This window comes from Vibrio qingdaonensis, assembly GCF_026191675.1.
GTDB lineage: Bacteria > Pseudomonadota > Gammaproteobacteria > Enterobacterales > Vibrionaceae > Vibrio > Vibrio qingdaonensis.
Genome location: NZ_JAKRRY010000039.1, coordinates 17,192 through 30,411, shown reverse-complemented (window position 1 = coordinate 30,411; position 13,220 = coordinate 17,192). Strand labels below are relative to the sequence as shown.

General features: G+C 44.0%; 11 protein-coding genes. 9 read left to right on the top strand and 2 right to left on the bottom strand.

Annotated features, from left to right (window positions below; genetic code table 11):
- Positions 1 to 13 precede the first annotated feature (13 nt).
- From MD535_RS21125 to MD535_RS21090, 8 genes are all read left to right on the top strand, one after another.
- Complete coding sequence (locus tag MD535_RS21125; RefSeq protein ID WP_265677006.1) at positions 14 to 580, top strand: sugar O-acetyltransferase; 567 nt, start codon at positions 14 to 16, stop codon at positions 578 to 580.
- A 208-nt stretch (positions 581 to 788) separates the two neighbouring features.
- Entirely contained in the window at positions 789 to 2,417 is a 1,629-nt protein-coding gene (locus tag MD535_RS21120) for a sensor domain-containing protein (protein WP_265677005.1), read from the top strand.
- A gap of 233 nt (positions 2,418 to 2,650) precedes the next feature.
- Positions 2,651 to 3,070, top strand: a complete 420-nt coding sequence (gene rbsD, locus MD535_RS21115; protein ID WP_265677004.1) for a D-ribose pyranase — start codon at positions 2,651 to 2,653, stop codon at positions 3,068 to 3,070.
- A gap of 32 nt (positions 3,071 to 3,102) precedes the next feature.
- Positions 3,103 to 4,608 (top strand): ribose ABC transporter ATP-binding protein RbsA, encoded by a 1,506-nt coding sequence (gene rbsA / locus MD535_RS21110; protein WP_265677003.1) that lies wholly within the window; start codon positions 3,103 to 3,105, stop codon positions 4,606 to 4,608.
- Positions 4,605 to 5,585 carry a ribose ABC transporter permease gene (gene rbsC / locus MD535_RS21105; protein WP_265677002.1) on the top strand — a complete coding sequence of 327 codons (981 nt, stop codon included), beginning with the start codon at positions 4,605 to 4,607 and terminating at the stop codon, positions 5,583 to 5,585. Before rbsA ends, rbsC begins: the two co-directional genes overlap by 4 nt.
- Positions 5,586 to 5,745: 160 nt before the next feature.
- On the top strand, positions 5,746 to 6,624 hold the full coding sequence (gene rbsB / locus MD535_RS21100) for a ribose ABC transporter substrate-binding protein RbsB (protein ID WP_265677001.1): 879 nt from the start codon (positions 5,746 to 5,748) through the stop codon (positions 6,622 to 6,624).
- 189 nt (positions 6,625 to 6,813) lie between these two features.
- A complete protein-coding gene (gene rbsK, locus MD535_RS21095; RefSeq protein WP_265677000.1) occupies positions 6,814 to 7,734 on the top strand; it encodes a ribokinase in 921 nt (306 codons plus the stop codon).
- An 18-nt stretch (positions 7,735 to 7,752) separates the two neighbouring features.
- A complete protein-coding gene (locus MD535_RS21090) occupies positions 7,753 to 8,754 on the top strand; it encodes a substrate-binding domain-containing protein (RefSeq protein ID WP_265676999.1) in 1,002 nt (333 codons plus the stop codon).
- A gap of 148 nt (positions 8,755 to 8,902) precedes the next feature.
- On the opposite strand, the gene MD535_RS21085 is transcribed toward MD535_RS21090, so the two are convergent.
- Together MD535_RS21085 and MD535_RS21080 are read right to left on the bottom strand one after the other, a co-directional pair.
- A complete protein-coding gene (locus MD535_RS21085) occupies positions 8,903 to 10,045 on the bottom strand; it encodes an iron-containing alcohol dehydrogenase (protein ID WP_265676998.1) in 1,143 nt (380 codons plus the stop codon).
- 183 nt (positions 10,046 to 10,228) lie between these two features.
- Entirely contained in the window at positions 10,229 to 10,837 is a 609-nt protein-coding gene (locus tag MD535_RS21080) for a hypothetical protein (RefSeq protein ID WP_265676997.1), read from the bottom strand.
- Positions 10,838 to 11,358: 521 nt separating this feature from the next.
- Here MD535_RS21080 and MD535_RS21075 point away from each other — a divergent pair.
- Positions 11,359 to 12,939: a BCCT family transporter gene (locus MD535_RS21075; RefSeq protein WP_265676996.1), complete on the top strand. Its 1,581-nt coding sequence runs from the start codon at positions 11,359 to 11,361 to the stop codon at positions 12,937 to 12,939.
- Positions 12,940 to 13,220 lie beyond the last annotated feature (281 nt).

Genomic DNA, 13,220 nt, shown 5'->3' with positions numbered 1-13,220 from the left:
TGTTGGATCAGTGATGAAAACAGAAAAACAAAAAATGCTTGCGGGAGAGCCTTACCTTGCTTGGGACACGGAGTTGTATCAAGCGAGAATAAGGTGCCGAGAAATTCTTAAGCAACTTAATGATAGCATTCCAGACTCACCGCAATGGAATGAGGCTAAAGAAGCTCTCATTGAGAAAAATGGGGGAGGGTTGTATCTTGAGCCTCCATTTAGGTGTGATTATGGCAGTAATATTCAAGTTGGAAACAACTTTTACGCGAATTTTAACTGTGTGATCCTTGATGTTAATCGCGTTGAAATAGGCGATAACGTGCTTTTGGCTCCAAACGTTCAAATATACACGGCGGGTCATCCATTGGAGGCTAAGGCCCGTGTGGATGATGGCGTGGAATTCGGCTTGCCAATTAAAATTGGCAATAATGTATGGATCGGTGGTGGGGCCATCATTTGCCCGGGTGTTACTATTGGCGACAACACAGTTATTGGCGCAGGGAGTGTCGTCACGAAAGACATCCCAAGCAACAAGTTGGCAGTAGGCAATCCATGTAAAGTGATCAAAGAAATTAATAACAATGAATGAAAGTGTCACTTATAGCATTTAATTATTGATCGTTAATCCTGGTTGGCTTAATTGCTCTATTGTGTTGCAGGTAATTTGATTATGATAAACAGAAGCGTCAAAAAATTGTTATTTCGCCAACGAAAATTTGACGTTTTATTTGATGTTAATTCCATAAATATTTATGATGTAGCGATTAGTATTATTGGGTTTATCATTAGTGGATCATATGTCGCCAAATACAGCTCTGGAATTGTCGTTCGGTTTGATTGCGAACGCGATGCAAAGTTGCGCCGCGGCAATTTTGATCACCGATGCTAAGGCGAGCATCAAGTACGCTAATGACCAGTTTTATCAGTTAACGGGCTATTCTGCAGAAGATGTCGCCAATCGCAACCCAAGTGTTTTAAAGTCGGGAAAAACTAGCCCTGACACTTATCGCGAAATGTGGTCTGCGCTTTGCAGTGGGAACTCATGGTACGGTGAGCTCATTAACCGTAAAAAGAATGGCGATCTATTTATAGAGAAGGCGCAAATTAGTCCTTTCACACACCAAGGTGAAACGTATTATATTGCGGTCAAACGCGATATTACTTTAGAAAAAGATACCACAGATAAATTAAGTGATTTGGCTTACTTCGACACGTTGACTCGCCTACCGAACCGCACTTCTTTCTTTGAGGAATTACAACGTTTTCTCAGTGTGAATCCGCACTCATTAGATGCATACTCATTATTACTCATCGATCTTAATGAATTTAAGTCAATCAATGACAGCAAAGGTCATGATTACGGAGACCTGTTCTTACAGGCGGTGGCGAGACGCTTTAAATCCGTAATTGGTGAACAGGGTATTGTGGCTAGGCTCGGTGGTGATGAATTTGTTGTTTTGATCCCTTCGTGCAATGGTGACGTTGCCGCTAAATTCGCACAGCGACTCATTGACGCTATCGCCTATATAGAAATCGGCAACAAGTATGAACGCGGTTCTGCTGCTATTGGTATTACCACTAAGTCATCAAAAAATATCGAATCAAGTCTGTTGTTAAAACAAGCCGATTTGGCAATGTACCGTGCAAAACAGTGCCAGGCGAATTGGCTGTGTTATACAGAAGAGATGGGTGAGCAGTGGGGCAGGAAAAAAGCCCTTGCACAAAGACTCTCTGAGGCCATAGAGCAGCATCGTTTAGAAGTGGCTTTTATGCCAGTTGTCGATCTCGCAAATCATGAAGTGGTCAGCTTTAAAAGCCGCTTGACGTGGCATGATCAAGTCTTTGGTGAGGTAAATCGTTTTGAATTTATCCCAATTGCAGAAGAAAGCCAACTCATCCGAAAGTTGAACCTATTTACTATTGAGCAAGCCTGTAAATATGCCTCCGTCGGTGCGTTACGGAAAGTCGCCGTCAAAGTGTCATCGAGAAACTTTGGGCATGGCTCATTTGTGGATGAAATCGTTCATATACTTCAACGTTATAATCTACCAGCGGATTGCCTAATCTTGGAAGTGTTTGAAGAATCCTTATCTAAAAAGCGCAGTGTGGATGAACTGTATCAGCTTGTAGAACACGGCTGTCAAATCACTGTAGCGGATTTTGGTATGGGTCATATCTCAATCTCAGATCTTCGTGATTTACCGATTCAAAAAATTAAAATTAGTGCACTGCTTACAACAGAAATCGCCGAGGATGAATCCGTTGAGCAGGTCGCTAAAGCCATTGTAGGTCTAGCAAACTTACTTAACATAGACACCATTGCCGAGGGAGTGGAAACCGACGAACAGCTCTCGTCATTAAAAGCGATAGGCTGTCACTTTGCTTCTGGGGAATACATTTCCACACTTATGCAATACAGCGCCTAGCGATATCATTTCTTATTTAGTTATCCTGCCAAAAACTTGATATTCACAATTTGAAACTATTCACGTTTAAGGCATCGATACGTTTCGATGTGGTGATAATGATCACATTTACTTCAGTACTTGCTCGAAATTTTGAATATAAGCGCTAGGATTACCGCCATCGAAACGTATCGATGGCGATAATTTTAGTTTAGATGTTCATCGATGACCTAAAGAACCGAGCAGGTACAAAAATGAAAAAAAGTGCACTAATCAATTCTGAGCTTTCATATTTAGTTTCCACCCTTGGGCATACTGATGAAGTCACTATTTGCGATGCGGGTTTACCTATCCCAGAAGAAACTCTGCGAATTGATCTCGCCCTAACGTTAGGTGTGCCTTCATTTCTGCAAACGGTCAAAGTTTACTTATCTGAAGCTCAAATCGAAGGTGTGCTACTGGCGGAAGAATTTAAACGTGTGTCTCCAGCAGCTCACGATGCATTAATGGATCTGATAGACGCTGAAGCAAAAGCAACTCACAAACCGATTTCAGTCACGTATGTGTCTCATGAAGAATTCAAAGTAAGAACGCAAGACTCCAAAGCAGTAGTGCGTACAGGCGAATGCACACCGTATGCTAACGTGATCTTTCAATCTGGTGTTGTGTTTTAGACCAAAAAATTATGTGCGAGCAGGACAGCCCTATGTTGCAACCCATACTACAACTTAGTGAGATAGAAAAAGCCTTTCCGGGTGTCAAAGCCTTAGATAAGGCGAGCCTAAACGTGTATCCAGGTAAAGTCATGGCACTTCTTGGCGAGAATGGTGCTGGTAAATCGACGCTGATGAAAGTACTGACAGGCATTTATGCCAAAGATGCTGGTGAATTACGTTATCAAGACCAAGAGGTTTCATTTGCAGGTCCGAGAGATTCTCAACAAGCTGGCATCAGCATTATTCATCAGGAGTTAAATTTAATTCCGGAACTCACGATTGCTGAGAACATTTACCTTGGACGTGAAAAAACCAACGCATTTGGTCGCATTATGTGGAGCGAAATGTATTCAGATGCGGATGCTTTGTTATCACGCTTAAATGTAAAACATAGCTCAAAAACATTGCTTGGTGCGCTCAGCCTTGGTGAGCAGCAGATGGTCGAAATTGCTAAAGCACTGTCATTTAAGTCGAAGGTTATCATCATGGATGAGCCGACGGATGCATTAACGGATACCGAAACGGCGTCACTGTTTAATGTGATTAATGAATTGCGTCAGCAAGGGTGCGGCATTGTTTATATTTCTCACCGATTGAAAGAAATTTTTGAAATTTGTGATGATATTACCGTCTTGAGAGATGGCAAGTTCATTGGTCAAACTGTCGTCGCGGACACAAACGAAGACGCCTTGATTGAAATGATGGTTGGTCGAAAGCTCGATGAGCAATACCCACGTATTCATGCTGTGCACGGTAAGCGTAGCCTAGAAGTCAAAGGTGTTTCCGGTCTTGGCGTCACTGATGTGAGCTTCCATGTTGATCAAGGCGAAATTTTAGGCGTGTCTGGTTTAATGGGCGCTGGTCGCACAGAACTAATGAAAATCGTTTATGGTGCACTGAAAAGAGAAGCTGGCGATGTGTCACTTTATGGAAAAACGATTAATCCCAATAGCCCTCAGGAAGGGTTAGCCAACGGTATCGCGTATATTTCTGAAGACAGAAAAGGCGACGGCTTAGTGCTGGGTTTATCGGTGAAAGACAATATGTCGCTCTGTACATTAGAGACATTGTCGAACGGCTTACAGCTTCAACATGGTGATGAGGTTATCGCTGTGGAAGATTTCATTAAGTTATTCAATATCAAAACGCCGTCTAGAAACCAGATCATTGGTAACTTATCTGGAGGTAATCAGCAAAAAGTGGCGATCGCTAAAGGGTTAATGACTAAGCCTAAAGTCCTTATCCTTGATGAACCGACTCGAGGTGTGGATGTCGGGGCGAAAAAAGAAATTTATCAGCTGATCAATAAGTTTAAGGCTGATGGCATGAGCATCATTTTAGTGTCATCGGAAATGCCCGAAGTGCTTGGAATGAGCGATCGAATTATGGTCATGCACGAAGGTCGCGTAAGTGGCGAATTTATGGCAAACGAAGCCAACCAAGAAAAACTATTGGCGTGTGCGGTGGGTAAAAAGGTTAACGAGGAAGCAGCATGAGCAACAAAACAATAAGTGTAACAACAGAAAAGAAGACGACGCTATTCAATAAGGAATGGCTAATTGAGCAAAAGTCACTGATAGCGTTGATTTTTCTTATTGTAGTGGTGTCTTTTCTCAATCCAAACTTTTTTACCGTCGACAATATACTCAATATCCTTCGTCAAACATCGGTTAATGCCATTATTGCGGTTGGTATGACCTTGGTCATTCTGACAGCGGGTATCGACTTAAGCGTCGGTTCTGTGTTGGCCCTATGTGGCGCGTTTGCCGCTAGCCTAGTTGGGTTGGAAGTGCCGGTGATGATAGCGGTACCAACGGCGCTTGTTGCAGGTGCTGCATTGGGCGCGATCAGTGGCATTATTATCGCGAAAGGTAAAGTACAAGCATTTATTGCCACCTTGGTGACCATGACGTTGTTACGTGGTGTCACAATGGTGTATACCGACGGACGCCCAATTTCTACGGGCTTCACGGAGACAGCAGATGCCTTCGCTTGGTTTGGGACGGGTTATGCTCTAGGTATTCCAGTACCAGTATGGCTTATGGTATTGGTATTCGCTTCGGTTTGGTATTTGTTAAACCACACACGTTTTGGTCGTTATGTTTACGCACTTGGTGGCAATGAATCGGCGACTCGCCTATCAGGTATTAATGTCGATAAAGTAAAAATCGGCGTGTATGCAATTTGTGGTTTGTTGGCGGCATTGGCTGGCATTATTGTCACCTCACGTCTGTCGTCAGCGCAACCTACAGCTGGAATGGGCTATGAACTTGATGCCATCGCAGCGGTGGTATTAGGCGGAACGAGCTTGATGGGTGGGCGCGGTCGAATCATGGGTACATTAATCGGTGCTCTGATTATTGGTTTCCTGAACAACGCACTGAACCTGCTTGACGTCTCGTCTTACTACCAAATGATTGCAAAAGCCGTTGTTATTCTGCTAGCTGTTTTGGTTGATAACAAAAACAAGTAGAACACCGATTATATAGGAGCGAGATGAAAGCTGGTTTCGCTCCTTATGAAACGCAAGCACAACGCTACATGGTACTTTGTCATGAGGTACCCAGAACTATTAGAACCATTTTACATTTATTAGTAACACCCCCTACATACAATATATAAAGGAATAGACCATGAAAAAATTGGCAACGCTTATCTCAGCAGCTGTACTATCAGCTTCTATGTCTGCGACCGCAACAGCACAAGATACAATGGCGATCGTTGTGTCGACACTGAATAACCCTTTCTTCGTAACAATGAAAGACGGTGCGGAAGCAAAAGCCAAAGAACTTGGCTACAACCTTATCGTTTTAGATTCACAAAATGATCCAAGCAAAGAGCTTTCCAATGTGGAAGACTTAACGGTTCGTGGTGTGAAAGCGATTCTAATTAACCCAACAGATTCTGATGCGGTATCGAATGCCATCCGTATGGCCAATCGTTCAAATATCCCAGTACTGACACTCGATCGAGGCGCAAGCCGTGGTGATGTGGCAAGCCATATTGCATCTGACAACGTTGTTGGTGGTGAAATGGCGGGTCATTTCATTATGGAAAAAGTAGGCGAAAAAGCAAAAGTCATTCAGCTTGAAGGTATTGCCGGTACGTCTGCAGCGCGTGAGCGTGGTGAAGGTTTCATGAATGCAGTCAAAGGTTCTGATATGGAGCTATTGGCAAGCCAACCAGCCGACTTTGACCGTACTAAAGGTCTAAACGTCATGGAGAACTTGCTTGCGGCAAACCCAGATGTTCAAGCGGTATTTGCTCAAAACGATGAAATGGCATTAGGAGCATTACGTGCAGTACAAGCGGCGGGCAAAGACGTTATGATCGTAGGGTTTGATGGTACTGACGATGGCATTGCAGCGGTAAAACGTGGCAAGTTAGCGGCAACCGTTGCACAGCAACCCGATATGATTGGCGCGCTAGGCGTGGAAACGGCAGTTAAAGTATTAAAAGGTGAAACGGTAGAAGTGTATATTCCGGTTCCTCTTAAGATCATTAACGAGTAACGTGCGCTGATTGGTCAATAGACGCCTGCAATGAGGGCGTCTATTGAAGTCAGTTCTTTATTGGAAGCGGTATTTGCTCTTTTCGTTAGTCAGGCGGGCCGCAATAACGTCATGCATTTTTGACAGAGAGTATTTTGGACTAATCGGTTAGTCCAAAGTTTTCTTATTCCTAGTTACAAGGAACACTATATGAATGAGCTCATTGTTTTAGGTAGCGTCAATGCAGACCACGTTTTACAGGTGCCTTCTTTTCCAAGACCTGGTGAAACGTTACACGGTCACCGATACCAAGTTATCCCTGGCGGAAAAGGGGCGAATCAGGCGGTCGCTGCGGCAAGATTAGGAGCGGATACTGGGTTTATTGCATGCGTTGGTGATGATCCGTTTGGCGTAAATATACGTGAAGCTTTTCAAGTCGATGGCATCAACGTGGCAGGTGTGTCGGTGGAAGCCGATACTCCCACCGGTATTGCGATGATACAAGTCGCTGATAGCGGTGAGAACAGCATTTGTATTTCAGCGGAAGCCAACGCCAAACTACTTAAGACGCAGGTGGAAAAACATCGTACGTTGATCGATGGTGCCAGTTACTTACTGACGCAACTGGAAACCCCGTTAGAAGGTATTGAGTATGCAGTCGCACTTGCTAAGCAGTCGAAAACGAATGTCATCCTAAATCCTGCACCAGCGCGTGAGTTGCCCGATAGCATACTATCGTGTATTGATGTGATAACACCCAACGAAACCGAAGCCGAAGTGTTAACGGGCGTGACGGTTACCGATGATGAATCAGCTCAACGAGCAGCAAGTTTATTGCATCATAAAGGCATTGAAATTGTTATGATTACGCTGGGTTCTCAAGGGGTTTGGTTAAGCCAAAACGGACGTGGTAATCGTATCCCAGGGTTTAAAGTAGACGCGACCGATACCACCGCGGCAGGCGATACCTTTAATGGCGCATTTGTCACGGCATTAATACGTGGTGAAAGTATTGAGGATGCCATTATTTTTGCCCATGCGGCAGCCGCGATTTCAGTGACACGTTTCGGCGCGCAAACGTCGATTCCAACTTTAGATGAAGTGAACGAGTTTATTTCGCAGCAAAGCTAGAATGGAGATGTAGGCTAAATGGCTTCGATGAAGGATATTGCAAGGCATGCAGGGGTTTCAACCTCGACGGTTAGCCATGTCATCAATAAAACGCGATTTGTTAGCGAAGAGATATCAGAGCGCGTGAATAAGGTGGCAAAAGAGCTAAACTATGCGCCATCTGCGCTTGCCCGAAGTTTGAAAATGAATCGAACAAGAACGATAGGCATGTTGGTGACAACGTCGACGAACCCTTTCTTTGGTGAAGTTGTAAAAGGCGTTGAGCGCAGTTGTTATCAAGAAAACTACAATCTTATCCTCTGTAATACAGAGGGGGATACTGAGCGAATGCGTGCATCCATTGATACCTTGATGCAAAAACGCGTCGATGGCTTAATATTGATGTGCTCCACCTTAGAAGGGGAGAAAATTGATATTTTCCAGCAATATCCGACGATTCCAGTGGTAGTGATGGATTGGGGCCCTATTCACTTTGAAAGTGATAAAATTCAAGACAATTCATTTTTTGGTGGTTACCTTGCCACCAAGCATTTAATCGAGTCTGGTCATCAGGAAATTGGTTGTATCACAGGGCCGTTAAATAGACAGCAAGCACAAATGCGTTTCGATGGTTACAAAAAAGCCCTTGAGGAAGCCGATCTTGAGCTAAATTCAGACTGGGTTGTGGAAGCAGACTTTGAGTGTGAAGGTGGTGCGCAGGCGCTTAATACACTCGTCGAGCGCGGTCGTTTGCCAACAGCATTATTTGTTTGTAATGATATGATGGCCATGGGTGTTATTAATGTCGCCGACCGACGGAATATCCAAATTCCTGATGAGCTATCCATTATCGGTTACGATGATATTCATATTGCTAAATTTATGACACCGTCATTAACAACGATCCATCAACCTAAGTATCGTTTAGGGAAAGCGGCGGTAGAAACGCTACTCGATAAAATAGAGAAGCGTGTTGAGCGGCCTGATCTCATTCAATTAGAGCCAACGTTGGTAAAACGTGAAAGTGTAAAATCACGCTAGCGCAGCGGTATAGGTCATCGTTTTATTGACGATATGGCGATGTCACACCACTGACGAGATAAAAAGGCGTTAAATAGAGCTCCTCTGAAGCTTCCGTTTAACGCCTTTTTCGTGTCTAGAGCTAAAGTCGGTTAAGTGCAGTGTTAGACTACAGTGCGTTTGCTAATATGGTACGAGTGACATCAAGGGTAATGCCTTTATTTTCACCCATTTCGAGGTAGCCATTCTGTTTTAGCTTAGCAATAATCTGCTCAATAGCGTCACTTTTATCTCCAGGTACTTCTGACAACACGAGATCGACATTTAACCCCTGGTAGAAGCTCTCAATGGCGACGATGGTATGTTCTGCTAATGACGGACTATCGGCTAATCCAAAGACATTTCGCCCCATTTGCTCTAGTTTCGCTCGTTTTGCTTCAATTTGAGCACGAAGTAAAGAAGGTTGAACAATGGCGAGAGAGCGCGCATGGTCGACGTGCCATAAGGCGGTTAATTCATGGCCAATCATATGAGTCGCCCAGTCTTGAGGCATACCAGCGCCTATGAGACCGTTGAGTGATTGATTGGCTGTCCACATTAGGTTTTCACGCCAAGCGTCATCTTGCTGTTCAAATTGACGTCCGAGCACGAGAAGATTTTTAAGCAGCACTTCCGCATAGCCATCTTGAACCATATTGCCCGTTGGGTAGGTGATGTATTGTTCACAGACATGAACCCACGCATCAACCAGTCCATTAATGAGTTGCCTTTCCGGCAGTGTTTTCATTGCACTCGGATCAAGAACAGCAAAAGCCGGTCGAACTGCAGGCGACATAAAGCCGAGTTTTTCATTCGTGGATCGTTTGGTGACTACTGCCCCCATGTTGGATTCCGACCCAGTGGCCGGAAGCGTTAGAATAGCGCCAAGTGGGATGGCGGTTTCAACGGTATATTTGCCCGTCACGAGATCCCAGCTGTCACCGTCATGCAGCGCTGCTGCGGCAATGTATTTAGCGCCATCAATGACAGAACCACCGCCAACCGCGACAATGAAATCAATGCACTCAGATTTCGCTATCGCGATCGCTTTATCTAAGGTTTCTTTGGTTGGGTTAGCTTCAATGCCCGAAAACTCCATCCAGCGATGATCGCTAAGTGCGGCGACAACCTGTTCATAAACGCCGTTCTTTTTTATCGACCCGCCGCCATAAACAACGAGCACATTGGCGTCGCTTGGTACATTAGTGGCTAACGCACTGATTTGTCCAACCCCAAAATGAATGACCGTGGTATTAACGTAGCTAAATTTCATGAAATTGCCCCTTTTGACTCAAAGTACTATGCCGAGACACCGATGTTGATGCCCAGAGAAAGCTGATGCATAGAGCAGCTAACGCATAGATAAGTGATAGGTTTAGTGTATAGGATGGGTTAATACTATGGTGGGGGTGTATTTTTGGGGTTCAAGGGAAACCCCAAAAATAGTTAAAAATGATTAGCTACAAGTCGGCGGTTTTCCAGCGATTTGGCGCTCTTGTTGCAATTCTTTATGCAAAGATTTCAGCTGCGTTTTTGCTTCTTGAGTAGAGCTAACAGATTGGCTTAATTTGATGAAGCGGTTGACCGCATTATCGACCCCTTGTGAGTTGTCTCTGTCGTAGTCAATCAGCGCTTGCATGGCAACGCCTGCTTCTTGATAAGATTGCTGGGAAGCCTGTTCTGCCGCCAATGCTGAGCGAAATGCGGAGTCATATTGACAAGCAATCAGAGCGTTAACTGAGGCGTCTATATCCGGACCGAAATCAAGTGTCGGCTTAGGCTTTGTAGCTTGTTGCGCCGCTTGTTTTGCTTCTTCTTTTTGGTCCTTTGAGTAGCCATCAACAGCTCCTGCTGTGCCGCCTGCTAAAGCGCCAGCAGTGACATTTCGGCTGAGACGATACGTATTCACTTCTCCGTCAACAATAAGGTCGGTGAGTGCACCTAGCATTCCTGCAGACACCGCACCGACAGCTGCGCCTTCTGCGGCACCTTGTGTCGTATTGGCACTGCAGCCAAACAGAAAAGTAGACAAAATAGTGATGGCAATGATGGAAGGTTTCTTCATGGCATAATTCCTAGGTAACTTATTGTTATTGAAAATCTTGTCATTAAAAATTGTACTATTGACCAAGTATAGGGCAACTGTTTTTTGTTCGATCCATTTATAATCGCATCAGAGGTATTTTTGTGATCTGACATCACGCGGATTGGCCAGCAACTTCGAAAGGTATAGGTGCGAATTATGGAAAGGGTGGGGCGTGTCTTTTTTGGTGAATACTATAACGGATGGGTATGGAACTTTCGTATAAAGCTTACTCCCCCCCCGTAAGTTTTATACTCGTAATGGTGATCCATGTTTCGATAAAAATACCATAAAGAAAATTACTTAGAGTACGTAACGATTTTTTGTGCTTGTATATGAGTATATACCAGGTTTTTTACTCTGGAATAGGTTGGATTTGAACCATTTTTTAACATGTGTTAGCATTTGCGCCGAATTATTAATTAGAGCTCTAAATAAATGGAGGGCGGTTTTTTTGTTTTCTCATTTGAGTAAAACAAGTAGGAAGCGTATTAGTTGTATTTATGGAAAAAGCATTAAAGAAATATAGTATTGAGACGACGGACTATCAGGTCGGTCAGGACAATGTACAAAAATGGGGGTTTGATATTCATAACCCAGTATTCGGGACAAGCGCCGCACTGGTCATCCTATGTCTACTTTCACTTCTCATCGTTGAACCTTCCACAGCGCTTAGCGCGTTAAACAGTGTTAAAAATGGCATCATCCAAGACTTTGACGTCTTCTTTATGTGGGTGACCAACTTCTTTATATTTTTTGCTTTAGCATTGCTGGTTTCACCATTAGGAAAAATTCGCATTGGTGGGAAGGAAGCTAAATCAGAACATTCCACGATTTCTTGGCTCGCGATGTTATTCGCAGCTGGCATGGGTATCGGCCTACTCTTTTGGGGGGTAGCAGAACCTACCGCTTATTTCACCGACTGGTGGGGCACCCCACTGAATGTTGAACCTAATACGGAAGCAGCAAAGTCACTTGCTATGGGCGCGACATTATTCCACTGGGGTTTTCATGGCTGGAGTATCTACGCCATTGTTGCGCTATCTCTAGCCTTCTTTACTTATAACAAAGGATTGCCGCTCTCCATTCGCTCTGCGTTCTATCCCGTTTTTGGTGATCGCGCGTGGGGTTGGTTAGGGCATATCATTGATATTATGGCGGTGCTTGCCACATTATTTGGTCTGGCAACTTCTCTTGGGTTAGGCGCTCAGCAAGCGACAAGTGGCATTAACTACGTATTTGGCCTAAATGGTGGAATTGGGATGCAACTTGGTGTCATTGTGTTTGTCACAATGATCGCTGTTGTTTCCGTTATTCGTGGTATTGATGGCGGGGTGAAGGTACTTAGTAACGTTAACATGATCTTAGCGTTTTTATTGTTGGTGTTTGTGACCGCTGTTAGCTTTGACGTCGCTCTGTCTTCTCTTTGGACGACGACGGCCGGGTATTTAGGCAATATTGTTGAGCTGAGTATTCCTCATGGTCGTGATGATACCGTTTGGATGCATGGTTGGACGGTATTTTACTGGGCTTGGTGGATTTCATGGTCACCATTTGTTGGGATGTTTATCGCGCGTGTCTCTAAAGGTCGTACGGTTAGAGAGTTTCTGTTGGCGGTTATTTGTATTCCAACCGTGGTCACTGTGATTTGGATGTCGGTATTTGGTGGTATCGCGATTGATCAAGTCATGAACAATATTGGTGAACTCGGCGCGACAGGACTCACGGACATTTCACTGACTTTGTTTCACGTGTACGACGCTCTGCCATATGGTGAAGTACTTTCAGTGATTTCAATTGTACTGATTTTGGTCTTCTTTATTACCTCATCAGATTCGGGTTCCTTGGTCATCGACAGTATAACGGCTGGTGGCAAAATTGATGCACCAGTACCGCAACGGATTTTTTGGGCTTGTATTGAAGGCGCAATTGCGGGTGTCATGTTGTGGATTGGCGGTAAAGAAGCATTACAAGCATTGCAATCCGGCGTTGTGGCTACCGCGCTTCCGTTCGTATTTGTATTACTGCTGATGTGTTTTAGCTTGATAAAGGGCTTAAGGACGGAACTGCCTGAATATCGATAATAATGAGTTTGTTGTCATAGATTAAATCAGAGGAGCCAGTAGGCTCCTTTTTTTCGGTTGAAGAATGTGAAAACCAAATTAATAACACAATCATTACCTTGGTGCATCATTATGGGTTAATTGATTGATTTCATTTGTGTTGAGTGAGGTGTCTGATGTGCTGAGAAAATAGTCCAAGCATTGACGACAGATTGTTTTAATAGCATGAGTAAAGGAGAGAATAGTCCCATTAAGTAAACATATTTTGGTGATTTATCGTAATTGATAAATGCATTATCGAT

What these genes read in the sequence shown, in the direction of transcription:
- rbsC (WP_265677002.1), top strand. Translation starts at nt 4,605, where the DNA reads ATGAGCAACAAAACAATAAGTGTAACAACAGAAAAGAAGACGACGCTA.
- MD535_RS21075 (WP_265676996.1), top strand. Translation starts at nt 11,359, where the DNA reads ATGGAAAAAGCATTAAAGAAATATAGTATTGAGACGACGGACTATCAG.
- MD535_RS21080 (WP_265676997.1), bottom strand. Translation starts at nt 10,837, where the DNA reads ATGAAGAAACCTTCCATCATTGCCATCACTATTTTGTCTACTTTTCTG.
- MD535_RS21125 (WP_265677006.1), top strand. Translation starts at nt 14, where the DNA reads ATGAAAACAGAAAAACAAAAAATGCTTGCGGGAGAGCCTTACCTTGCT.
- rbsD (WP_265677004.1), top strand. Translation starts at nt 2,651, where the DNA reads ATGAAAAAAAGTGCACTAATCAATTCTGAGCTTTCATATTTAGTTTCC.
- rbsK (WP_265677000.1), top strand. Translation starts at nt 6,814, where the DNA reads ATGAATGAGCTCATTGTTTTAGGTAGCGTCAATGCAGACCACGTTTTA.
- rbsB (WP_265677001.1), top strand. Translation starts at nt 5,746, where the DNA reads ATGAAAAAATTGGCAACGCTTATCTCAGCAGCTGTACTATCAGCTTCT.
- MD535_RS21120 (WP_265677005.1), top strand. Translation starts at nt 789, where the DNA reads ATGTCGCCAAATACAGCTCTGGAATTGTCGTTCGGTTTGATTGCGAAC.
- MD535_RS21090 (WP_265676999.1), top strand. Translation starts at nt 7,753, where the DNA reads ATGGCTTCGATGAAGGATATTGCAAGGCATGCAGGGGTTTCAACCTCG.
- MD535_RS21085 (WP_265676998.1), bottom strand. Translation starts at nt 10,045, where the DNA reads ATGAAATTTAGCTACGTTAATACCACGGTCATTCATTTTGGGGTTGGA.
- rbsA (WP_265677003.1), top strand. Translation starts at nt 3,103, where the DNA reads ATGTTGCAACCCATACTACAACTTAGTGAGATAGAAAAAGCCTTTCCG.